Source organism: Nostoc sp. ChiSLP03a, assembly GCF_034531215.2.
In the GTDB taxonomy this organism is placed as follows: Bacteria; Cyanobacteriota; Cyanobacteriia; order Cyanobacteriales; family Nostocaceae; genus Nostoc.
Genome location: NZ_JAVRBQ020000044.1, coordinates 116050 through 139796, shown reverse-complemented (window position 1 = coordinate 139796; position 23747 = coordinate 116050). Strand labels below are relative to the sequence as shown.

Genomic DNA, 23747 nt, shown 5'->3' with positions numbered 1-23747 from the left:
ACAAAAATAAATGCTTATCTTTATCCAACAAAATGTACTTTTTGCTCTGTTAAAAGGTTTCTAAAAATTTCACTTTGTTTTATATATAAAAGTAAAGTTTACAAAAATATATTTACTTATGCGTCCGATTCCAAAAGAGTAACTTACAATACCAAACTTTCAAAAATGTTTTTTGTCTCAATTTGTAGCAAGACTAAGAAGTAAATCATTAATAATATTAACCTTTATAAAAAAACTTATATTTTATTTATATTTGATTTTTTTACTAAAGTTTCTTTAGATAAAACTACCTATATCTAATGATAGAGATAAAAATTCTTCCAAGCGATTGATGAAAACTAAATAGAAACATGTATAAATAATGGTTACTACGAGCTATGAATTAGTAAATAATTGATTTTTGTTTGCTGAGGAGAAAGAATAATGGTAGTCGGTGTACATAAACGTGCTGTAGGTGTATTTTCTCATCGTCGAGATGTTGAACACGCCTTACATGAATTAAAAAAAGTTGGCTTTGACATGAACAGAGTTTCTGTCATTACCCAAGATGGTGACAGAGACGATATTGCTGGTGCGGATGTGAGCGATCGCGTTGGCGATCAATCTGACGAAGGTGCTAAAGTTGGAGCAGCTACAGGCGGTGCTTTGGGCGGATTGACTGGCTTATTAGTCGGTCTTGGTACTTTAGCAATTCCTGGAATCGGGCCAATCATGTTGGCTGGAGCCGCAGCAACTACCCTAGCTACAACTCTCGCTGGCGCTGGTATTGGTGCAGTAGCTGGTAGTTTACTTGGTGCATTAATTGGTTTAGGAATTCCTGAAGAACGAGCAAGAGTTTACGACGAACGTGTTAGACGAGGACACTATTTAGTCATTATTGATGGTACAGATTCAGAAATACTTAGAGCAGAATCAATTTTAAATCATCAGGGTGTGGAAGAGTTTGGCATTTACGACCACCCAGATGCGACAAATCCAGCCACTGGTTATGTGACTCCGGGTGCAACTGCGGGTTATAGTGGTGTTTCCAAACGTGCGATCGGGGTATTTTCTCATCGTCGAGATGCAGAAGCAGCAATTACAGAATTACGAGATGCAGGTTTTTCCTTGAATCAAGTCTCCATCATTGCCAAAGATACAACCGGTCATGGAATCGGTGGTGTAGATGTAGATAGAAACGTTGATACAGGTAATAAAGCAGACGATGGTGCAAAAGCTGGGGCTGCTACAGGCGGTGTTCTAGGCGGCTTGACCGGCTTATTAGTTGGACTTGGAACTTTAGCAATTCCTGGAATCGGGCCTGTAATTGCTGGTGGCGCAGTTGCAACAGCTTTGGCGACAACATTAGCTGGTGGCGCGATCGGTGCAGCAGCCGGTAGTATTGTCGGCGCACTCGTTGGTTTGGGAATTCCTGAAGACAGGGCGCGAGTCTATAGCGATCGCTTTCAAAGAGGTGACTATTTAGTAATTCTCGATGGTACAGAAGCTGAAATCCACCAAGCTGAAGCAATTCTTAAGCGTCGAGGTATTGAAGAATTTGCAATCTATGATGCCACTGAGATTAGTGACTATCGCCCAGGTTCCGACCGAGTAACGCATGATGACGCAGCAGTAGTCGATCCGATTCGCCCCAATTACTCAACAGAGCCTCATAGAAACGATCCTGCTGTAGTTATTGTCGATCGTCGTGATGAAGTACTTTAACTTAAAGTAGTTTTCACTCACACTAATTAGACAAAATTGCAGGAGCAATAATTTAAAAACTTTGCTCCTGACTATCAAAACTTGCTCCTCACTTTGGCCGTAAATATCAATAGATTTCACTTTCTGATTCAGAATTAAACCAATGAAAAAGCTAACCCCCTTCGTAATTAGTTGCCTTTTAGTGTTTGGTGTTGCTGCTTGTGATAACGCTTCTAAAACAAGTGAATCTGCACCCAACAATCCTAATGAGGCTCCCCAAACACCAACTGCAAAAACCACAGAAGCTTCTCAAAAAGACGCGCAAAGTGAAGTTCGTAGAAGACAACTCAATGAAGATATTCGCGCTCGCGAACAGCGCAATAATACCACTGGTGGCGATACAAAAAGAGCTAAAGCTGACTTAGAAAGTGAAGTTCGCTCCAAATTAGAGGCTAATATCCCCAAGAGTCAACTAACAGTTAATGCCGCAGACGGTGGTGTTGTTACCGTGGCTGGAACTGTCACCAATCAGCAAGAATTGGCTAAAATTGAAAAATTAGCTAAGGAAATTAAAGGTGTGAATAGTGTAGTTGTGAAAGCAACTGTTGCCAAAGTAACTAACTAAGGCAACTAACTAATAAATCCAAGCGAGCAGGTAGTGATAAACCGATTTAATTGCTCCTGCTAAACCTGAGTGGTCAGTAATAAGTTTAACTGACCACTAATCATTGACAACTGACAACCTTAATAACTATATTTTTTATTGATGCTCAGTTCAGTTATACAAAGTCTTGTAGTTACCAAACATAAAAACTATGGAAACCGAACAACAGCAACGTGAATCGATCGATGCTTCCTTATCACAAGGTACGCTAGCACTTGAAGGTACTGATACTGCAAACTTGCCAAAGTTACCCCCAGCATCCGAACCTGAATCTCAATGGCAGCAAATTAGCAGACAAATTTCTCAATTTTTAGAGCAACTGCCCCAATACTTAAGTGACTTTTTTCGGGACTATAAGCAGCCTCTAATAAGCGTTGCTTTAATTTTGGCAGCGATTATTACAGCTAGAGTAGTACTGACGGTACTAGCTGCAATCAATGATATTCCCCTACTATCACCACTTTTTGAGTTAGTTGGAATTAGTTACACCAGTTGGTTTGTTTTCCGTTATCTACTGAAGGCTTCAACTCGCCAAGAATTAGCCGATGAAATTCAATCACTGAAAAACCAATTCGTGGGCGAGTAAATTTTTTGTCCATTAAACAAGAGTTTACACGGGCAAATAGAATTTGCAGCTACGCAAACTCTCGTCCGGTTCTGTCGGCTTGGGTAAAGCCTTGTATAGTTGCAGTTTCTAATTGCCCTTTTTATGTTAAGTTGGCTTCAACTAAAACTCTTGTTCTACCAAGAGATGTTAATTCACAGTATTTAACCGGACTCAACCTTAGTGTTTTAGATACATCAAAAGATAGAGAATATAACATTATTTTTAAATTTAAGTCACTTCTCAAGATAGTAGCTTGGAGATCAGAAACAGCCTAATCTAGTTTCTGAAGTTATTTAATAGATTCTTTAACGAGGACATAAATTATGGCTAATGAAGCAGTTAAGAGAGATACAGATTCATCTGATAGAGCGGAAGTCAATAATTACGATCGCGGCATTATCCCTGCTGAAACCGCCGCTAGAATGGAAAGAGAAAAAGATAAGTTCAAAAAAACTCCCACGGAAGAACGGGAAGCAGAAGCACCTACTGACGATCAAACCGATTCCGAAAGTATACGTACCACTGACGGCTATACCGTAGATAATGAAGGTTTGTCTAATAACTATGCAATTGAACCGGAAATGTATTACGAAGAACCGGGTGATGCACGCCAGCAAGCGGCAGAAGATAAGGAACAACGTATCGAAGAACTTGGAGAAGTTAATCAGGATGAGGAAGGCAAGTTGACAGATAAAGGTGACAGCCGCGGTAGAGGCCCAGGAATAATTTAATTCACAACTCTTTTGCTGGGTGCAATTACACGTAAGAAGGCTAAATAGGTGTTTTCTAGAGACGCAATAATTGCGTCTCTAATTTTTTTTAGATTGTGTCTGGTTCGATAATCAGCGGCTCAAGTTCGCGATTATGCCATTGCCGCTGATACCATTCGGCAACCAAAGGACGGACAATAAACTTGGGCTGTTTATCGCCTTTAACATCAATACGTAAACCTGAATAAGGTCGTCGCTTCTGAGAACCTTGACCGTTGCGACCGATGAACAGATGCGATCGCGCCACTAATCTATTCTCCTCCATCAAATCTGCTCCCTCAATTCGCTGGCGCCGCAAACTAAACCCACTACCGCCACAAACAATCCAGTGGATATGAGAATCAGCGTGTCCCGTATCCATTGTTTCTAAGTGTTCCAAGCAGTGTGCGTGACCATTTATTACTAAATCTACCAAAGGACGACCCTGATTTAAGGAACCGATTTCTTTAGCTACCGCATCCAGTACCCCACGCAGGCGATCGCGAACAATTAGAGTTTGTGCTTGTTGCCACTTCGTCGCCTCAGTTACATAAGGAGGATGATGGAAATAAATTATCCTTCCTCGAACTTCAGAATTATTCCAAGATTCAATTAATCTTTGCTTGAGCCAATCCAGTTGTTCAGTGTCAGTCAGCGTTGTTTTATTAGTGGCTAGTTGCTTATCGATATCAACAATAATTTCTTCAATTTGTGACATCTTGGCATGAAAATCATCTAACTGATCTGCTTCACTGGGGTCTTCCGGTCGAAGTTTGGCTGAGGTTTCAATAATTTGCAGTTTTTCTTGCTCTAAATCTTCACGGCGTTTTTCTAAGAGTTTGCGATCGGCGTTACCTTTTTTTGTTTTCGGTAGCGGTGGTGGATCGTTAAAGGTATTAGAATCTAAAGCAAAGAAATCAATACCGCCGTAACGAAACGTGTAATAGCGATTAGGAAGGCGGGTGAAGTGCCCAGGTTGATAGGAAAGACAACGACCTGTATCTGTCTTGGCTGTGTAATACCGATCTAAGTGGCTGGCTAACTCTCCTGGAAGCTGAAACGCCTTTAGATAGTCGAGAAATGCCTTTGCGTAAGCGTCACCGCATCTTGAGCCATGTAAACCCACATCTAGGTCTAACCGCGATCGCAACAGCTGGCGAATGGGTAATGTTGTTAGGGATGCCAAGCTCAATAAAATCGGCAAGTTATAGTAATCGTGATTTCCCGGCACTGGTAAAATGGGCAGCTTAAAAACCATCTGGTCGTAAGCAATCCGTTTGCGATACTCTGTGCCGAAGATAAACTCTCGGTAAGGCTGAATGAAGTTTTGCTGGTAGTATTCACTCGATCCTACTAAATAAATCACATCTCCCGTATGCAACATAAAACGGGATTCGTGGTGATGGGGCAGCATAAGTTCAGCTACTTGTCGCTGGGGATTGTGTCCCCGGTGCCTGCCGGAACCACTATCACCGACAACTAAAAATGAGAACTCAGAATTGTCTGTTTGACCATCTTCCAAAACCAGCCGAGTTTGGTCAATGTCCCGTTCCACAATTAACGGATCTTGCCACCGTACCCGCTGATTCATTTTCCGAATTTTCTTAGCGATCGCTGGGTCAGATACAAGTTTCAATGCAACCTCTCCTGAGTTTTCAATTGAAGGGGAGCAGGGAGAGCAGAGGGGTAAGGGAGCAGGGGAGCAGGGGAGCAGAGGAGACAAGGGGGAATTATTGAACAAGTCTTTCCCTTTTTCTGGTCTACCTTGTCTTTTCCCCATGCCCCATGCCCCATGCCCCATGCCCCATGCCCCATGCCCAATGCCCCATACCCCATACCCTCATTCTTCTGCTGTATCTTTCATCTCAATAATCAGATTAGGGAGTCCCTCTAGTTTTTCGGTCGGCTCAACTTCTTCTACTAATGGCACGAAAATTCTTAAGCCTGCTGGTACACACTTAATTTCTACAGGTGTTGTGCCTACTATTTCACCATCTAGAACAACTTTTTGTGGTGGCTCTGTAGTAATTTTAAATTGTTTGGCTCGCAGGAAACCAATATCATCTCGTTCAACAGCGTTACCTGTGGAAGCCGTTTGAAATAGATGAAACGTGGCAGCGATCGCTCCTGCTTTGTTAGTTGGAGCTACAATCGTTAAATCTAGTAACCCATCATCATAAACCAGACCTGCTGGGCCTTGAGCCAAAACTGAAGTGGGAGGCGCGGCATTTGCTACCGTTACTGCACTGGCACTAGTTTTAATTATCCTATCTTCAGTTTCAATTTCAACATCAAAGTTTTTTAAATTTCTTAATTGCTGGATTCCTGCCAAAACGTAGGCCATCATCCCAAAGCGATTCTTGGCGTCTCGATCTGCCAATTCTACCGTTTCAGCTTCAAAGCCAATACCTGCCAAAAGTACCATTGGGCGATCATTGCAATAGGCTACGTCTACATGGGTGGTTGCTCCCTGCAAAATTGTCTGACACGCACCTGCGATCGTGTCAGGAATTCCTAAAGCTGTGGCAAAAGCGTTCGCTGTTCCTCTGGAAACGATCCCAAATGGGATATCAGTTCCCACTACCGCCGCCGCCGCTATTGAGAGAGTACCATCTCCCCCGGAAGCAATGATTGCATCTACTCCTCGCTCTACAGCTTGAGATGCCAGTTGGTCAGCATCGATTTCTTCAGTTGTAAAATAAATATCTAGATCGATCTCTGGCTCTAATATTGCCCGAATTTCTGCTAGCTCTGTATCTGGGTCGCCTTGACCCGCAACAGGATTGAAAATCAGACAGGCGGAACGATTCATAAAGTATAATAACTAAGCTTGGATAACTAATGAAGATAACAAATTATTCTTAGCATTCCTAGAAATTTTCAACTTCCTTTTTCGGGCTGAGTTTTTTAGAGATATTGACCAAGTTCAGCGCGATGTGCGATCGCATCATACCACCAAGAAAAGGCAAGAACCTTTAATCGTTATTAAAACCTTCCCAAATAACCCTATTTTCAGCCGCCTTTTTCAACAGACTTACTCAACTGGAAAGGTATTTGGTTAGTCGGTAGAAAAATTTAAAGCCATCATCAGAATTGTATATAGACAGGTTTTAGGAAATTCCTATATTATGAGAAGTGAGCAAATTACTGTTCTTAAGTCGTTGTTTCAGCAAAGTTAAATCAGCGATCGCAAGTTTATCTGTTTAGTAGTGAAGGCAAGTTAATTAAACTTTAAGCATCTCTTTAGTTGCGCTCCCATTAATGCGTAAATCTAGCTACTATCTCAATTAATCAGACAAGTTGCTTGAGCAACTTATTAAAGGTAAACAAAGTTCCACTACAGCCTACTAGTACTTTGTCTAAGTTCATCTTGAGGGTTTGTAGTAAGCACTTTAGTGCTTAGAAAATAAGGACTTCAGTCCTTACTACAAACTTAAACTTGGCATACTAATAATCAATTTTGCAGCAATCACAACTCAAAGGGCTAATAACTGGGGATAAGGGAGACAAGAGCAACAATAAATATTCTTCAGTAGTGCTGAGTTGGGAATCTTTAGAACTCGGTACCGACTCAACGCTTCGCTCACGGAACCGTTTTGCCTCATACATAATGCTCAATCCCTGCAAGTTTATAGCTCTAAGGGACTTCCAAAGAATAAATTGTCCCAAAGAATTAATCTCTGGGTAGTTAATCAATAATGATTATCATTATTTATTGGGATGTTTTATTTTTTGGAAGTCCTTATTTTGGCAACGGTATTAAATTATTTAACAGGTTTTCTCTCCTCAAAGTGCGATCGCACTCCCCTCAATCCCTGGCTTCTATCGCTCAAACTACTGCTATATCTCATTACTAGACTTACACTCTTTTGCTCCCGAAAGATGTGACTAAAGGATAGCGTATTCAGTATGAAGTTCCTCGTGGCAATAAGTAAATTTATTTACATTTATTATTCTAATACTTTTCGGAAGAAGCAATGTAACGCCTAAATGCCTGATACTAAGAGTTTTGATTATGGTTGGTTCACCATATAATTCGCTATCTGAACTCAAAGTGGTTCTAGTAATTCATCTGCGTGCTGACAATGATACATTTGTCGGTCGGCAGTTGATTGATAACGGGACTAATAGTGTTCAATTCAGTAATGCTAATGAAAAATTTGAGTTGCTCCTAGCCAGAGATTTTTCTGTTAACTCATCATGCCAATTCACGATTGATTCGTTCGATCCTAAGACCGGAGTAATTTCTTTAAAAGGAAACAATAGTCTATATGTAAGCCGCAGAGATCAAAAAAGTTTCGGTTTAGGTTACACACTTGAAGCTATCAACTCTAACATTGACGACTCCTGCAAATTCACTATTCTTCAACAAGGACAAGGATATTTTGTTTTGTTATCTAATGGATCTCCTTGAAAGAGAGTAGATCGTTCTTCTGTGTGCTTAGGTGAAGATGCTTATAACAATGGTTACCAACTCACAGATGTCATAGAAGTAGTTGCAGGAACGATTGACGACAGAGCAAAATTCCGTATTTATCCAGATTCAGTACAGACATACGAAACTAGTCCAGAACGGGAGAAAGAGTTGGATGACATAGCAAAAAATGTCTCTCAGAAGTATTATTCTGGCAACTTGTAAAAACTAGAGTATGTCTGCAAGCTTGCTTAAGAAGCGTACCATTTAGTTCCTGACTCTTGAATTCTTTGTTGTTAAAACTTTAGTGGTTGCATTCAATAAAATTGTGTCAAAAAAGCTTGAGTTTTATTGGTACAAGTAACATAAGCTTTTTCTAGGTTTTTCCCTCTTTTGTTAGTTTCGGCAGAGAATAATTTTGAAGTTTTATTTTCACGTACTTTTGCAATTTGACAAAGTAAGAATACGAGCTTCGAGGCTCCTCCCTTTGGAAGGCTTGCACTAATTCAGATGGTGTCTGAGATTGTGAGTAGGGTCAGTATTTTTCTTTCTCCAGAGTCACAAAAGAGAGTTTTTGGTGAACAAAAGCGATTTTATTTTTGTAACTCTTTAACAACAAGATTTTCAAGCTTTACCTGGGAGCAAAATGTATCTTCGTTACTTTTAGCCAAGTTGGAGCACTGACAACTGAACTAAACGCTCCATATTAAGCAGTAGATAACCGATCATGGCAGTAAAAAATCTCAAGCTCAAGCCGAGTGATTCCTCAGTGACTGCTCAAACTGCCACAGATGAAAACGGCAAAGCACAAATAACTCAACAGATGGAAGGTCCGCCAGGGATGGTTTGGATTGAACCGGGCAAATTCACTATGGGCACCGACGACCCAATGAGCTTTCCTAATGAGCGACCAGTCAGGCGCGTGCGCGTAGTTGGATTCTGGATGGACATCTATGAAGTAACCAATGCTAAGTTCCGCCGCTTTGTTGAGGCGACAGGTTATGTTACCACAGCAGAACGCGTACCAGATTGGGAGGAAATCAAAAAGCAAGTCCCGCCCGGCACGCCCAAACCTGATGAGAGTATGCTGGTTCCCGGTTCCCTCGTCTTCACGCCCACATCCCACCCGGTACCGCTCCACGATCTGTCTGCGTGGTGGCAATGGACACCAAGTGCCTGCTGGTATCAGCCAGAAGGTCCTGGTAGCACTATGGACTTTATGACATGGCTGGCAACGTTTGGGAGTGGTGCAGCGATTGGTATCGGGCTGATGCCCATCAGTCCGTTCGGAATTGCTGTCCCAATCCAACAGGCCCGACGAAGAGTTTCGACCTGTACGATCCCTACACACTAAAACGAGTGGTCAAGGGCGGATCTTTTCTTTGCATTCTTATTGCGATAGTTACCGACCTAGTGCCTGCCGTGGCACTCCTCCAGATACAGGAACATCTCATACTGGCTTCCGTTGTGTTATGTCCGCACAAGCGTGGAAGAAAGCACGGTATCATCGCTGATAGCTGCCATCAATATAGATATAGCGATCTCAGGCGTGGTTAATGCGATCGCTTCCGATGGGTGCTACACACTATCGCACTCGTAAGGCACGAACACATCCCACCCACGCAATTTCTGACAAGCCTTTACACAAGGTGGTAGGCAAGTGTTTCTGGGAATATTCAGATCGGTCTGCGACGAAGCTCAAACTATCGACTACGAAGTTCACAACATCAATTGCCAAGCTCAAAGTATCAACAGCGATACTCTAAGCCGGAATCACGAAGTTCCAACTCTCAAGCATAAAGCATAAACCTGAATACTGACTCAAGGAAAAAACTATGCCAAACGGAAAACCAAACATTCTCGTCATCTGGGCGGATGATATCGGCTATTGGAATATCAGTGCCTACAGCCAGGGCGTGATGGGTTACAAAACGCCCAATATTGATCGACTGGCGAAAGAAGGCATGATCTTTACCGATCATTAGCTGCACTTCTGGCCGTGCCGCGTTTATCACCGGACAGATCCCCGTTCGCACCGGACTGACCCGCCCTGGTATGCCAGGCGACACATTAGGGCTGAAACCCGAAGACCCAACGTTGGCGGAAATCCTGAAGACACAGGGGTATCGCACCGGACAGTTTGGAAAGAATCATTTGGGCGATCGCAATGAGCACTTACCCACGGTTCACGGGTTCGACGAATTCATGGGTAACCTGTACCACCTCAACACCCAAGAAGAGCCAGAATCGAAGGATTACCCCAAAGATCCTACTTTTAAAGAAAAGTTTGAGCCGCGTGGCGTGCTGCACAGTAAGGCGACCAGCCAGAAAAGCACTGATAAAAATGACCCGCGCTTTGGCCCGATTGGCAAGCAGGAGATTAAGGACACCGGGCCGCTAACCCGCAAGCGTATGGAAACGTTCGACGAAGAGCTAGCCACCGAAGCCAAGCGCTTTATCAAGCAAGCGCACGATGCGGACGAACCCTTCTTTACCTGGTTCTGTACTTCGCGGATGCACGTCTTCACCCACCTGAAAGAAGAAAATCGCGACCTGGCTGCGAAATATACCAGCGAACATGATATGTACGGCAGCGGCATGATAGAACATGACCTGATGGTGGGTGACATGCTCAAACACCTGGATGAATTGGGCATTGCTGACGACACGATTGTGATTTACTCCACCGACAACGGGCCGGAGCACGGCATGTGGCCGCATGGCGGCTGCTCCCCCTGGCGAGGCGAAAAGATGACCTCCTACGAAGGGGGGTTCCGCGTTCCGCATCTGGTGCGCTGGCCAGGCCACATTCCGGCAGGTACGATCTGCAATGAAATTCAATGCCACTATGATGTGTTTGTGACGCTAGCGGCGGCAGCAGGTGTACCAGATGTCGTTGATAAACTGAAAAATGGAATGCAGATCGGCGACAAGGAGAAGCCCTGCAAGGTGCATATCGATGGTGTCAACCACCTCGATCTGTGGACGGGCAATATACTCAAAGGTAGCCGCGAGCATTTCATCTACTGGCAAGAGTCAATGGCAGGGGCTTTCCGCTGGAACCAGTGGAAGGTGCATATAGTGACTCGCGAAAGCTACTGGGCAGACGCTCAAAACAAGTCCATGCCGCTGATAATTAACATCCGTATGGACCCCCTGGAAACTTTCACGAGTGAAGATGCAGCGGGACACCTGACCATGCGTACCAACTGGATCTTTAATATGATGCGAGAGTACATAGGTGAGTTTGTGAACAGCCTAGATGAGTTCCCGATTCGGCAATTGGGTGGCACCTTCAATACATCAGAACTCATCGAAAACGCCATAAAAACCCACGTTCAAAATGATGAGGATGGCTCTCAACAAATACAAGAATCAAAACCCAAACTCATCGACAATGCCTTAGAAACCCGCCTTAAATAGGCAGTGTTTTCTCAGGCTGAATGTCTGCTATTCCTTTTTTGCAAACACCTACGAAAGTCACAAGTAAAAAGCGATCGCTCTGTATCCAAAGTTTGCGATCGCTTTTTATCATACCTAACCCTGTTTGGGGGAGATCTGGCGAAGCTGTCAAAGTGTGCAAACGTGTATAGTTTAAGTCCACACCCAACCAAAACATCAAGAGAATGAAACATGAGTGCATTCAATCCCTCAATATCGACCAATGTTGATGTGTCCGCACAGGATTTCTCTGACCTCAACGGTGGCTTTACGCTCACCTCCGAACTCGGTGTGCCGACAAAAGAAACCGCCCAGCACCAGGACGGCCACATCATGTCAATAAGGCTAGTCTATTCTCAATAACTTTCAAAACAATGTCATTAATTCCTACTTATTGACAAATGCTTTAGCGATCGCTCTCCGGCATAAGGCTAGACCTTGGCGCATGGAGAAGCTGAAAATGGCGGGGATTTTAAGACAAAAACCTGACTTTGAGTTCCTTAGCCCTGTTTTTTCAATCTGGGAGAAACCAATCCATGAAAGCCTTTTGGAGCTTTACTTTTCAGCTTTTGGCTATGATTTTTAGTTTCTGCTAGAAAATAAAGGCTCAACGCTGAATTAGAACACTGCTTTCAACAACAAACTCAATAGTTAGCTAAAGTCCGCTCACAAGGAGCAATGAAAATTCCTTTTCCTCATGACCCCTTATCCCCAGAGGGGACCCTACCTTCCCCATTCCCTTCTATATATTTGAGATTTCATAAACAAGCTTTTGGTAAAGAATTGTAATCCAAAATCCAAAATCCAAAACCCAAAATTCGCATGAGTCCCTGACTACGGTAGTCTAGATGAGAGTGAATTTATCGCCTCCTTTGATATATTGTTTTATGACTTCAGTTGTTTCTAGTCCCCCACGCACTATTCGGATCGGCTCACGTAAAAGCCAACTTGCTCTGGTTCAGACCTACTGGGTACAAGAGCAACTCCAGAAAGCCTTTCCCGATATCACTTTTGAAGTCCACACCATGTCTACCCAAGGCGATAAAATCTTGGATGTAGCATTAGCTAAGATTGGCGATAAAGGACTTTTTACTAAAGAACTTGAACTTGGAATGATCGATCAAGAGATTGACTTTGCAGTTCATTCTCTTAAGGATCTGCCGACTCACTTACCAGAAGGGTTAACGTTAGCAGCAATTACTGAACGAGAAAACCCAGCAGATGCATTAGTGGTGCATGAAAAGCACAAAGATAAACAAATCGATACATTGCCAGAAGGTGCGGTAATTGGTACATCTTCTCTACGGCGGTTAGCACAGTTACGCCACCATTTTCCTCACTTTACCTTTAAGGATGTGCGGGGAAACTTGATTACACGGTTGGCAAAACTGGATGCAGGCGAATACGATGCTTTGATTTTGGCAGCAGCAGGATTAGAGAGATTGGGAATGGGGGATCGCGTTCATCAAATTCTCCCCAAAGAAATCTCCCTCCACGCGGTTGGACAAGGAGCTTTGGGGATAGAATGCCGTGCTGATGATAGTGAAGTGCTATCTCTACTCAAAGCAATTGAACATACCGAAACCCGCGATCGCTGTCTTGCCGAACGATCTTTTCTCCGTTCTCTAGAGGGTGGATGTCAAGTACCTATCGGTGTAAATACAGAAATATCTGGTGATAATTTAACTTTAACCGGGATAGTCGCCAGTGTAGATGGTCAAAAGTTTGTCAAAGATACCCTCACCGGACTTGCCAATAACGCCGAAGCACTAGGCACAGAACTAGCAGAACTGTTGCGAAAACAGGGCGCGCAAGAAATTTTATCAGAAATTTTTGCGGTGATTCAGCGCGGTTCCTAAGCAATTGGGCAAGCCAATGTGATTAGATAATAATTGATCGCCGTTGCACTGATGTGCCAGACGCGACTTGTCGCGTTGGTCGGGATTTCAAAAAGTTAATTTGACAATATAGACTCAGGGAAGCAAAAATTACCATGCGGATTCTATTTGTTGCAGCAGAGGCAGCACCAGTTGCGAAAGTAGGAGGAATGGGTGATGTTGTCGGGGCATTACCCAAAGTCCTGAGAGAAATGGGGCATGATGTGCGGATATTCTTGCCTTACTACGGCTTCCTGCCAGACAAAATGGAAATTCCCTATGAACCCATTTGGTGGGGAGATGCGATGTTCCAGCACTTTGCAGTGTATGAAAGTGTTCTGCCTGGTACTGATGTTCCCTTGTACTTATTTGGACATCCGGCCTTCATGCCGCGCCGCATCTATTCTGGAGAAGATGAAGATTGGCGGTTCACATTGTTTGCTAATGGTGCAGCCGAGTTCGCCTGGAATTACTGGAAGCCAGATATTATCCATTGTCACGATTGGCATACAGGAATGATTCCCGTATGGATGCACCAAGATCCTGATATCACCACAGTGTTTACCATCCATAACCTGGCTTATCAAGGGCCGTGGCGTTGGTATTTAGAGAAAATTACTTGGTGTCCTTGGTATATGCAAGGACACAACACAATGGCAGCGGCAGTACAATTTGCCAACAAGGTAAATACAGTTTCGCCTACATACGCCGAGCAAATTAAGACAGCAACTTATGGTGAAACATTAGAAGGTTTGCTGTCTTTTATTAGCGGTAAATTATCTGGGATTATCAACGGTATTGATACTGAAGTATATAACCCAGAAAATGACAAATATATTGAGCAAACCTTTACTGTTGATACTTTAGAAAAACGCAAAGCCAATAAAATTGCTTTGCAACAAGAATTAGGATTAGAAGTTAATTCTAAAGCCTTTTTTATTGGGATCGTTACCCGCTTAGTGGAACAAAAAGGCATTGATTTGATATTGCAAATCCTGGATCGCTTTCTATCTTATACAGATGCCCAGTTTGTGCTGTTGGGGACAGGCGATCGTTACTATGAAACTCAGATGTGGCAATTAGCATCCCGTTTCCCCGGACGTATGGCAACTTACTTACTATATAACGATGCCTTGTCTCGCCGGATCTACGCTGGTACTGATGCCTTCTTGATGCCTAGCCGTTTTGAACCATGCGGTATTAGCCAAATGATGGCTTTGCGCTATGGTTCTGTGCCGATTGTCCGCCGCACAGGTGGATTAGTTGACACTGTAAGCCATCATGACCCTGAAAATGCTGCTGGTACTGGTTATTGCTTTGATCGTTATGAACCGTTAGACCTTTTCACCTCTATGATCCGGGCTTGGGAAGGCTTCCGTTTCAAACCGCAATGGCAAGAACTACAAAAACGGGGTATGAGTCAAGATTTTAGTTGGTATCAATCTGCTAAGGAGTACGTAAAGTTGTACAGATCGATTTACGGTTTACCAGAAGAAGAGGAGACACCAGAACCAAAGTTAGTTTTAAACGAAGCAGTTACCAGTAGCAAGTCCTAAAGCGCCAGTAGAGGCGTACAAATGTGCGTTTCTACTTCTAACTTTGAATAACTCAAGTTGCTAGTTATGCATTCGGGCGATACCTTCTCTACGAGAGGCTTTGCCAACGCGTAGCTTGCTTCCCCAGAGGGGTACGCTAACGCAAAACTTTTCGGTCTACTGAAATTGAAATCTGGTTTAGTATTGTACTTCATGACCTGCAATCTGCTGTAAAGAGGCATTATTGTGCTTAGTGAACGCGAGAAAATGTTAGCGGGAGAGCTGTATAACAAGCTTGACCCCGAACTAGTCCGCGCTCGCGACCGGGCGCGGGACTTATGTCAAGACCTCAATGCCATGCGCTTTTCTCAACAGGAGGAGCGTCAGTACATTCTCCAAGAACTGTTGGGCGCAGGAGGCGAAGACGTGTGGATACAGTCGCCATTCTTCTGCGACTACGGGTTCAACATACTGCTGGGGAAGAAATGCTTCTTCAACTTCAACTGCCTCGTGCTCGATGTCTGTCAGGTCAAAATCGGAGATTACACATTGTTTGGCCCAGGGGTGCAGATTTATACTGCCACCCACCCGCTCAACGCAAAGCTGCGCCGCCAGCAGGAGTTTGGCAAGTCAATCGAGATCGGCTCTGATGTGTGGGTCGGCGGCGCGGCAGTAATTTGTCCTGGCGTGACAATCGGTTCGGGATGCGTCATCGGCGCGGGTAGCGTAGTCACCCACGACATTCCTGCCGGGGTATTAGCTGCTGGCAACCCCTGCCGTGTTATCCGGGAAATAACGGATATCTAGGTTCAACAATATAACTTTTGAATTCTAACTTCTAACTATTGAGCACTTGTTGCTTTCGCCCTAATTAACCAATCACGATCGCCAGTGCAAATTTCCCGACCGGAGGAGTCTCCTAAGTGGTCTAGTGCTAATAAACAAGCGTATTTCAAATCCCAAATCGGTGTATTCAGGCAAATTTTGATTTCAGGAATTGCTCGCGAATCACCCAATTCACCAAGAGCGATTGCACACGCCGCCCGAGATTTCTGAAACTGGGGTTCGCGGTTGTGCAGGTTTTCTATTAATAAATCGTAGGCGGGTGCATATTTTAGCCAGCCGAAAAGTTTCATCACATGATAATGAGCGCCATAGTCGTTATATGCTTTGTCGCTATAAGTTGTTAACAATGCTGCTGGTGCTTCTTGTGCATAGATATCCAGTAAGGTTTTTGTCGCTAAATAGCAACGTCCAAAATCGGTTTCGTAAAGTTCGTTAATCACAAAATCCAGAACAGGGGTGGCGTCATACTCATGTACTAGATCGAGGTCGTTGGGACGATCGTAGAGTACTTGCTCTAAGTAAGGTTGAATTTCTGTAAAGGTAATTTCACCACTGGGAACGCCTGCATCCAAAAGCATCCGCAATGCTCGTAACCGGAATACCAGAGATACTGGACAACGAGCGATTTCTGGGATTGCTTTGTAGTAGCGAGAATCAATCAAATCTTGAATGCAACCGCGTCGTGCATTGACGCTAGAACTTTGCAGTAGCGCCATTACTTCAGTAATTTGGGAGTAGTCACCCGTGAAGCGACAAACTGTAGCGATCGCCGCACTACGAGTAGCTTCATCCTCAGATAAAGTAAATTTTCGTACCCGTTCAAGGGACGGTTGATAGTCAGCGTTAGCTAAAGTGTGAATAATGACTCGATAGATTTGACCTGGTTTATCCAGGAGTTGCGCCACCTCTTCGAGAATTTCTGGATCTTTAGTCCCGATTTCTCCGATCGTCCACACGGTATTTTCAACAGTATAAATATCATCATCTTTAAGACATTGCCGAATTACAGGTAAAGCTGATTGTGCCTGCAATCGCCCCAGACTTTCCACAGCTTTGCGTCGGACAATGCGGTGGTCTAACTCATCAGGATTACTGTTTTCAATCGCCCGCACCAAAGCCGCGATCGATTGCTCAGTCGGGAAGTTAATTAAATGGGAAACAGCAATATACTTATCAGAAGCGTCTTCGAGTTGTTCTAATGGTGTATCAATAATTGCGATCGCTTCTTCTTCTGTTAGCCCAAACATTTTAAAAAAACGTTTATCCATTGATCTGTAAATTGCTCTTGGATAATTGCTTTGAAGTCACTTTTACTATCGTACTAGGGACTGGGTACTAGTTATTGGACATTAGAAAATAATCTATTTGGGTTAGACTTTTGAAGATTTACATCAAAAAGCTTTACCAGTGGTAACGCGATCTGAGAAGATCGAAACATATACATTTGTCAGCTATTAGTTAGTTGTCTCTCTTTAGCGAATAACCAAATACAAACATTTTTGGGAACACCGATCGCCCATCATTCATATAAACACATATTTAGGAAACAAAACTTATGGATGAAACTTCAGAACTCACAACAACCGATAACGTAACCGCTCAAGATGTCGCAGAAGTGATTGCAGAACTTGAGCAATATCGGGAACGTCTAGTTCAAGAAACTACGGAAACGGCAAAACGGGCTAAGTTGAAAAAAGTAAGCGTTATGGCAAACCTAGAGCCTGAGCTTGCCAAGATTGATTCTGCCCTCCAGGAACTCCGCGCTCGGCAGGCTGCCCTGAGTGGCAGCAACTAGTCATTTGTCTCGATCGTTTAGCTAGAGATTATATGCTCAACTTTGAAACTCAATCCGGGGCAGATTCGTTAAATCTGTCCCATGCAGAAACTGACGCTTTATTTAAAGCGGTGAGCGAGCAATTAAGCTTAAACACCTTCAACTCGGATGACCAAGAGCTACTAAAGCGGATGGTTGAGAGTATGGGAGACTCACGAGGCATGGTTAGGTTGAGTTTTGCAGAGGTTTTGGGTAAAATCGGCAAACCAGCGACCCCTTTATTAATGGAAGCTGTGGCAAATCATCGCAACCCAGTTGTGCGGAGAGCCAGTGCTAAAACCTTGACACTGATTGCTGACCCGATCGCAGTTCCGACTTTGGTCAATGCCCTGTTAAATGATGAAGATATGGTGGTCAAAACCTCGTCTGTGGGGGGGCTTGCCAAAATAGGTGAGGCAGCTGTACCAGCATTGCTGAAAATCTTAGCGTCAACCGAGTATCCAGAAAGTGCCAAAGGTCATGCCGTATGGGCGTTAGGATTTATTGGAGCAGAGGCGAAGGAGCATTTATATCGAGAGATTAACTCCGACTCCGCTGAAGTTCGGGCTGCGGTGGTGGGTGCGATCGCTAAAATTGCTCAAGAAGGCACTCAAGAAGGAGCGTTTAATATTTTAATTAACGCCCTCAACGATCCATCTGAAATTGTCAGGTGTGAAGCCGCAGCAGCTTTGGGTAGCCTGACTTATCGTTCGGCAATTCCTAGCCTTGTTGAATTACTACATCATCCCGATTGGGAAACCCGAAAAGCAGCAGCTCTGGCATTGATGAAAATTGGTGATGGTGCTGCTTTAGAACCCTTGCAAGCTGCATTAACTGAGGAAGAAGAAGCGGGGGTTCAGGCGGTGATGAAGTTGGCAATTTCTCAAATTGAGAAGCAGTTAGAAGAAGAAGCTTGGGAATAGGGCAATGGACATTTTCCATTTGAGCGCATAATTAGCGATCGCTACTCTCAGTTATATTTAATCACTTGATCTAATCGGGGCAAAGCGCTCACTGCTGACTCTCGAACATACGGATCGACAGATTCATCATTTGTCAATGCCGTCAGCACTTCCACCCCACGGATATCGCCCATCGAACCGAGTGCATTGACGATCGCTACAGCCACCGCCACATTATCTATTGTTTTCAAAGCTTCAGTCAAAATTTCAAAGGCGGGAGATCCAATTTCACCCAGTGCCATTACTGATGCAATATAAACAACGGGATTTGGGTCATTGAGCGCTGTTTGCAATCCCTGCAAACCCTCATTCGGGAAGGGAACATCAGGATGATTAGCAGCAACCTGTGCTAGGGCTTTAGCACAACTACCCCGAATGGTCGCATTATCACTATTTACTAATGACTCTACCAGTAGCGGTACAGCATCTGTCCCAATAGCACCCAGTGCTTTTACCGCAGCTCGCCGATAGGTGACATCTTCTTCATCTAAAATACCCATCAGCCGAGGAATGGTATTTTCATCACGGACATCAGCTAGTTCCCACATAGCTCGTTCCCGCAAATTGGGGTTGGGGTGTTTTAACTGTGCAAATAGAGAATCTATTGTCATAAAAGAAAATTTCCCTGTTTAAATCCCCCAAGTTCGATAATTACGAATTACGAATTATTAACAACAGAGGGACTCTTGGTCAATCACCCAACCTGATACAGGCAAAGCAACAGACTGAGAGTCCCTAAGTTTTAGAGTATGACGATCGCTCGTCTACGTCTAGTCAATCCCTATGACTATGAAAGGGAGTTGATTACGTAGTCGAGGAGATTGCGGAACTCAACCAACGCTTGAGGAGACAAGTCGCGAGGAGCGCAAGCGCGATCGCGAGTGTAAGTCATTGCGGTAACATAAGGAGCGGTGGGCAGATTCAAAGAGCGATAAACTTCGCGAGCACCTGCAATACCCCACTCATCCAGAGGGCCAGTACCGCCCACAACTAAGCTGTAGTTGATCAAGCGTAGGTAGTGCTTGATGTCGCGGAGGCACTTGTCTTTCTTAACTTGAGTGTCGCCAGCTTCACCATCTTGGCTTAGGTAAGGATATTTTTTGAAGGCAGCATCATAACCTTCTTTAGCTACGGCATCGATACCAGAAGCCAACTTTTCAGCAGCTTCTAAACGAGCATTAGCACGCTGAATGCTACCTTGAACGGATTCTAGATCGGAGGTGGTTGGAAAACGACCTGCTGCATCAGCAGATCCAATAACTGTAGTGATAACTGATTTCATTGCTTTTTATACTCCAGATTAGATTTGATCGAGTTTTAATTTCAGTTTGCTTGGCTAATAGCCTTTAACCATGAGCGATTAGCTCAGAGCAGAAATAACGCGATCGAAGTAGCTAGCAGCTTCAGCAGCTAGAGCAGAGCAGTCGCCTTGAACAACTTCTTGTTTGCGGAATCTTTTGCCAGCGTTAGCTTCAGTGTTGGTGTTGGTGATGTGAGCGACACTGATCGCCTTCAGGATTTGGAAAGCCCGTACAGAAGAGCCAGTGGGTACGCCCAAAGCTGTGTAGGTTTCTTTCAGACCGTTCAAAGCGCGATCGTCTAATACGGAAGAATCACCAGCCAACAGCGCATAAGTTACATAGCGCAGAACGATTTCAGCATCGCGCAAGCAAGCAGCCATCCGACGAGTGGGGTACAAGTTACCACCAGCTTGAATCAAACCAGTGTTTTCACAAGCAATCCCAGCAATGGCATCAGAAACCGCACAGCTAGCGTTGCTGGCGATCGCATTCACTGCATCAAGGCGCTTGTTGCCTTCAGCGATGAAAGACTTAAGGGCTGCTAAGTCAGCACCACCGATAGGAGCGGTTTTAGCATCAGCTGAAATTACAGCTCTGGAAAAAGCATCAAGAACCATGAGTTCTCCTTAATATTCACAAATGGCGGATATTATTTTTGGCGTGTTCTCGATCAGATTAACTGCGAGTAGCCAAACAAAAACATAGGGGATCGATAGTGCCCTAGTCTTTAGTATGAGAGACAAAGTAATAATCTGTAATATTTAACTATGTTTGGCTTTGCCGATCGAGAAATCAAGATTTAGCCGAAATTGAGCAAAAAATTAAGACTTACGCATTTTGATGGAACTCTCCCATTGCGTAAGTCTTAAGGAAAAAATTTTGTTTTTTAGTCGATCAAGCTTGTTTTAGAAGATGCTTGACCAAATTATCTTTCACCATCATCTGCCGTAAAACTTCTAGTAAAAATTCTTGAGCCTCTTGTTGACTCAAATTTTTTACCTGATCTTTCAAATTTTGTAAACGAAACTGTTGTTCTAAAGTTAATTCCACTGGAAAGTCCATCATTCACTCCTGTGATTGATTGAATCGAAGGGTATTTGTTGTTGGTAGAAGACGATCGCTTTTTACTATTTTAGCACTTGGATATTAAAATGTCTATATTGTCAAGTCATAAGAAATCATGGTTAGAAAAATTTACAATCACGTGACAACACCTCTACATATCCCTTTTTAGGGTGTTTATTGAAGCTGGCCGCTAATCGCTGTAATGTTTAGAATGTTTATATACCAACTACTCTAAAAAGAAAGAACAAGGTAAACATCATCCGCAGGAGCAATAAGTAGGAGTCAGAAGATTGATAGACGCAATGGAATTTTTTCAGCTAAGTGCTGGTAAGTGGCGATCGCAACGTGCAACTCATCATCTAGCGTTCAAGCGCTCAGAGATAGGAGAATCGGATATACAGGTAGAAACTCTCGATGCCAATCATCCCGAAATCATAGAATTGTGCCGCTATCATGAGATTGACCCCAGCCTTTGTGTCGGTGGTTCGCGTGTGCGTTGGCTAGGGACAATGGCCTGGGATCGAGAAGATGAGGAAAATCATCAGGGGAAAACTATATTTGCGATCGTGCCTGATAGCGATAACCCAAGGCAAGGCAAATTACTCCGCGAAAGAGGTTATGCGGAAATAGTGCCTGTAGTTGGTCTTTTTCACATGGATGATGAAGATGGACTAGTGTTGACAACAGAATATGAAACAATGAGTTCCATTGAACGATTCTGGTTCGCCAGCCCAAATATGCGACTAAGAACCAGTACAGTCAAAAGGTTTGGCGGCTTTAGCACCGCATCGTTTTGTAGTGAAAGCCGCATTGAAACTTCTGTTGAGGCTTCTAGCTCAGAAGAAGTCACACAAAGACAAGGAGCGGATATTTTGGAAAAAAGACAGTTTTATTCAGTTTTGGGCTGGTGAATGATTCTTGAGCAGAGCGATGCTTTTACTCGTGGGCAAGATTATCTGCGTCTGGTACAAGGACTTGCCCTAGAACCGGACATGGTGAATGTGTTTGATAACCTGCGCGATCACATTCCCATTTGCACTTGGATCGGTGAAAATATTAACGCTGTGAACGCTCAGATCAGCACCTATCTAGAAGTTTGTCATCAGTGTTTTTATCCCCAAGAGCGTCGCCACATCCAAATTTTTGCAGTACCCATAGCTCAATCTTTTGGCATAGATGGGCTGTGCAACATTCTTACAAACCCAATCACTATTCTGGTAGATGTTGGTCGAGTTGCACCTAAAGACTGGTTTGGTGTAGTCGTCCATGAATACGCCCATGCCCATCTAGGAGAGTTTGGTCACAATGAGCAATTTGCTAGCATCCTATCTCATCTATGCTTAGGGCTGGGATTGGAACCACCCTACTGGGAGGCAGGAATGGAAGCAACTTTGCGTAGCTGGCCTTACTGTAAATCAACCACAGATCCCTTGGAATTTTGGATAGGTCGCTGAAGGGGGCAGGAAGATGAGGGGACAAGGGAAAAGGGCACAAGGGGACAAGGAGATAAACAAAACTCTTAACTCCTAACTCCTAACTCAGCACGGGCTAAACGCCTCGCTGACGCTAACAGCACTCAGCACTCCTAACGCCCAATGCCCAATCCCCTATTAATTTCTTTTGCTAAATGTTAAAAATTATTGCTTCAGTTCAAAAAGGTGAAACTGAATCTCATAATCTAAAACATGTGAATAAAATTTTTTAGTCATTTACGTAGTCATTAAGCTGGAAGTCTGATTACTTATTTATTGATTAGCTATGGGTTGAATCCAGCAGACTAATCATTTATCCTACGAATACTTAAATACTCCTTAGTTAAGTTTCGTGAAATTTTATCAGAATCTGAAGTTCTGATACAACTACTCCCTTAATATGTGATTAAAAGTTGTTAACTTTAATTAAGAACATGGAGGCTTTAGAGTGCCACTTCCTCTGTTAGAATATAGCCCTTCAAGTCAAAACCAGCGTGTAGCTGCGTATGAAGTGCCGGGTGATGAACAACCCAGGATTTTCACTACTGACAATATACTTTCTCCGTCAGATTTAGGCGATCTGATAGAAGCAGCATATCGTCAAATTTTCTTTTATGCCTTTGCTGCCGATCGCGAAACATATTTAGAGTCTCAACTCCGTAATGGACAAATTACAGTACGGGACTTTATTCGTGGGTTGGTGCTTTCCAATACCTTTAAGAAAAGCTTCTACGACCTCAACAATAACTATCGCTTTGTTGAGCAAGTAATTCAGCGAGTTCTAGGACGCGATCCATACAGCGAGCGGGAAAAAATCGCCTGGTCAATTGTAGTCGCTACCAAGGGGATTGTAGGCTTTATTGATGAAGTACTCAATACTGAAGAGTACCTGAGCAATTTTGGATACTCCACAGTGCCTTATCAGCGCCGTCGGATACTCCCATCCCAATCTGAGGGTGAATTGCCATTCAACATCAAATCTCCGCGATACGAAGATTATCACCGTGCCAAACTGGGTTTCCCCCAAATCATTTGGCAGGTCGAAGTACGCAGATTCCTCCCACAAGAGCAAAAGCCCAAGGCTGGCGATCCAGCTTTATTCTTGGGTTTAGCACAAAGTATCAATGCAACTGGCAATGCTCCACAACGGATCTCGCCATACAACATCGATATCGAAAAGTCTGTACCTTATCGGCAACTGTCAGGAATTAAATAACGATTTTTCGTCGGTAGCTGGCTAGTACATTCATTCGATCGCTTTATAGCGTGCATAAGTCTTGGGTTATGTAGGAGTTTTATTTAGATATAACTAAGTGAA

25 protein-coding genes and 1 pseudogene are annotated in these 23747 nt (G+C 43.6%); 19 read left to right on the top strand and 7 right to left on the bottom strand.

Going from position 1 to position 23747, the window contains the following annotated elements; genetic code table 11:
• The first annotated feature begins 423 nt into the window (after positions 1-423).
• The 4 genes from RMY32_RS07525 (at position 424) to RMY32_RS07510 (ending at position 3685) form a co-directional block, all read left to right on the top strand.
• On the top strand, positions 424-1704 hold the full coding sequence (locus RMY32_RS07525; protein ID WP_322711143.1) for a general stress protein: 1281 nt from the start codon (positions 424-426) through the stop codon (positions 1702-1704).
• 142 nt (positions 1705-1846) lie between these two features.
• Positions 1847-2308: a BON domain-containing protein gene (locus RMY32_RS07520; RefSeq protein WP_292741746.1), complete on the top strand. Its 462-nt coding sequence runs from the start codon at positions 1847-1849 to the stop codon at positions 2306-2308.
• A gap of 190 nt (positions 2309-2498) precedes the next feature.
• Complete coding sequence (locus tag RMY32_RS07515) at positions 2499-2933, top strand: CAAD domain-containing protein (protein ID WP_322691797.1); 435 nt, start codon at positions 2499-2501, stop codon at positions 2931-2933.
• A gap of 344 nt (positions 2934-3277) precedes the next feature.
• Positions 3278-3685 (top strand): hypothetical protein, encoded by a 408-nt coding sequence (locus RMY32_RS07510; protein WP_322711142.1) that lies wholly within the window; start codon positions 3278-3280, stop codon positions 3683-3685.
• Positions 3686-3773: 88 nt separating this feature from the next.
• On the opposite strand, the gene RMY32_RS07505 is transcribed toward RMY32_RS07510, so the two are convergent.
• Both RMY32_RS07505 and RMY32_RS07500 read right to left on the bottom strand, forming a co-directional pair.
• Entirely contained in the window at positions 3774-5339 is a 1566-nt protein-coding gene (locus tag RMY32_RS07505) for a metallophosphoesterase (protein WP_322711141.1), read from the bottom strand.
• Positions 5340-5543: 204 nt separating this feature from the next.
• Entirely contained in the window at positions 5544-6515 is a 972-nt protein-coding gene (locus RMY32_RS07500) for a YegS/Rv2252/BmrU family lipid kinase (protein WP_322711140.1), read from the bottom strand.
• A 1203-nt stretch (positions 6516-7718) separates the two neighbouring features.
• On the opposite strand from RMY32_RS07500, the gene RMY32_RS07495 reads away from it, so the two are divergent.
• From RMY32_RS07495 to RMY32_RS07450, 10 genes and pseudogenes are all read left to right on the top strand, one after another.
• A complete protein-coding gene (locus RMY32_RS07495) occupies positions 7719-8117 on the top strand; it encodes a hypothetical protein (protein WP_322711139.1) in 399 nt (132 codons plus the stop codon).
• 21 nt (positions 8118-8138) lie between these two features.
• Complete coding sequence (locus RMY32_RS07490; protein ID WP_322711138.1) at positions 8139-8342, top strand: hypothetical protein; 204 nt, start codon at positions 8139-8141, stop codon at positions 8340-8342.
• A 502-nt stretch (positions 8343-8844) separates the two neighbouring features.
• Positions 8845-9267: pseudogene (locus RMY32_RS07485) on the top strand (SUMF1/EgtB/PvdO family nonheme iron enzyme); the annotation flags it as partial.
• A 74-nt stretch (positions 9268-9341) separates the two neighbouring features.
• Complete coding sequence (locus RMY32_RS07480) at positions 9342-9674, top strand: SUMF1/EgtB/PvdO family nonheme iron enzyme (RefSeq protein WP_322711137.1); 333 nt, start codon at positions 9342-9344, stop codon at positions 9672-9674.
• A 278-nt stretch (positions 9675-9952) separates the two neighbouring features.
• On the top strand, positions 9953-10102 hold the full coding sequence (locus RMY32_RS07475) for a sulfatase-like hydrolase/transferase (RefSeq protein ID WP_322711134.1): 150 nt from the start codon (positions 9953-9955) through the stop codon (positions 10100-10102).
• The gene (locus tag RMY32_RS07470) at positions 10095-11540 is read left to right on the top strand and encodes a sulfatase-like hydrolase/transferase (RefSeq protein ID WP_322711205.1); all 1446 of its coding nucleotides are present in this window, start codon (positions 10095-10097) and stop codon (positions 11538-11540) included. The genes RMY32_RS07475 and RMY32_RS07470 overlap by 8 nt, the downstream gene beginning before the upstream one ends.
• 210 nt (positions 11541-11750) lie before the next feature.
• Positions 11751-11921: a hypothetical protein gene (locus RMY32_RS07465; protein ID WP_322711132.1), complete on the top strand. Its 171-nt coding sequence runs from the start codon at positions 11751-11753 to the stop codon at positions 11919-11921.
• A gap of 524 nt (positions 11922-12445) precedes the next feature.
• Positions 12446-13417: a hydroxymethylbilane synthase gene (hemC, locus tag RMY32_RS07460; protein ID WP_322711131.1), complete on the top strand. Its 972-nt coding sequence runs from the start codon at positions 12446-12448 to the stop codon at positions 13415-13417.
• A gap of 134 nt (positions 13418-13551) precedes the next feature.
• Positions 13552-14991 carry a glycogen synthase GlgA gene (gene glgA, locus RMY32_RS07455; RefSeq protein WP_322711130.1) on the top strand — a complete coding sequence of 480 codons (1440 nt, stop codon included), beginning with the start codon at positions 13552-13554 and terminating at the stop codon, positions 14989-14991.
• Between the two features lie 225 nt (positions 14992-15216).
• Positions 15217-15777, top strand: coding sequence for a sugar O-acetyltransferase (locus RMY32_RS07450; protein ID WP_322711129.1), 561 nt, complete (start codon positions 15217-15219; stop codon positions 15775-15777).
• Positions 15778-15812: 35 nt separating this feature from the next.
• On the opposite strand, the gene RMY32_RS07445 is transcribed toward RMY32_RS07450, so the two are convergent.
• On the bottom strand, positions 15813-17084 hold the full coding sequence (locus tag RMY32_RS07445; RefSeq protein WP_322711128.1) for a HEAT repeat domain-containing protein: 1272 nt from the start codon (positions 17082-17084) through the stop codon (positions 15813-15815).
• Positions 17085-17371: 287 nt separating this feature from the next.
• Here RMY32_RS07445 and RMY32_RS07440 point away from each other — a divergent pair, with 287 nt between their 5' ends.
• The gene (locus tag RMY32_RS07440; RefSeq protein ID WP_322711127.1) at positions 17372-17611 is read left to right on the top strand and encodes a hypothetical protein; all 240 of its coding nucleotides are present in this window, start codon (positions 17372-17374) and stop codon (positions 17609-17611) included.
• Positions 17612-17643: 32 nt separating this feature from the next.
• The gene (locus RMY32_RS07435) at positions 17644-18552 is read left to right on the top strand and encodes a HEAT repeat domain-containing protein (RefSeq protein WP_322711126.1); all 909 of its coding nucleotides are present in this window, start codon (positions 17644-17646) and stop codon (positions 18550-18552) included.
• Between the two features lie 47 nt (positions 18553-18599).
• Here RMY32_RS07435 and RMY32_RS07430 read toward each other — a convergent pair whose 3' ends face one another.
• From RMY32_RS07430 to RMY32_RS07415, 4 genes are all read right to left on the bottom strand, one after another.
• Positions 18600-19202, bottom strand: coding sequence for a HEAT repeat domain-containing protein (locus tag RMY32_RS07430; protein WP_322672023.1), 603 nt, complete (start codon positions 19200-19202; stop codon positions 18600-18602).
• Positions 19203-19378: 176 nt separating this feature from the next.
• Positions 19379-19873 carry a bleomycin hydrolase gene (locus RMY32_RS07425; protein WP_322697648.1) on the bottom strand — a complete coding sequence of 165 codons (495 nt, stop codon included), beginning with the start codon at positions 19871-19873 and terminating at the stop codon, positions 19379-19381.
• A gap of 78 nt (positions 19874-19951) precedes the next feature.
• Positions 19952-20509 carry a bleomycin hydrolase gene (locus tag RMY32_RS07420; RefSeq protein ID WP_322697649.1) on the bottom strand — a complete coding sequence of 186 codons (558 nt, stop codon included), beginning with the start codon at positions 20507-20509 and terminating at the stop codon, positions 19952-19954.
• Positions 20510-20786: 277 nt separating this feature from the next.
• Positions 20787-20957, bottom strand: coding sequence for an NblA/ycf18 family protein (locus tag RMY32_RS07415; protein ID WP_242060871.1), 171 nt, complete (start codon positions 20955-20957; stop codon positions 20787-20789).
• A gap of 302 nt (positions 20958-21259) precedes the next feature.
• Between RMY32_RS07415 and RMY32_RS07410 the strand changes: the two genes are divergently transcribed.
• The 3 genes from RMY32_RS07410 to RMY32_RS07400 all read left to right on the top strand — a co-directional run bounded on the left by RMY32_RS07410 (position 21260) and on the right by RMY32_RS07400 (position 23645).
• Positions 21260-21868: a phycobiliprotein lyase gene (locus tag RMY32_RS07410; protein ID WP_409882457.1), complete on the top strand. Its 609-nt coding sequence runs from the start codon at positions 21260-21262 to the stop codon at positions 21866-21868.
• On the top strand, positions 21869-22411 hold the full coding sequence (locus RMY32_RS07405; protein ID WP_322711125.1) for a hypothetical protein: 543 nt from the start codon (positions 21869-21871) through the stop codon (positions 22409-22411).
• Between the two features lie 466 nt (positions 22412-22877).
• Entirely contained in the window at positions 22878-23645 is a 768-nt protein-coding gene (locus RMY32_RS07400) for a phycobilisome rod-core linker polypeptide (RefSeq protein WP_322690108.1), read from the top strand.
• The last annotated feature ends 102 nt before the right edge of the window (positions 23646-23747 follow it).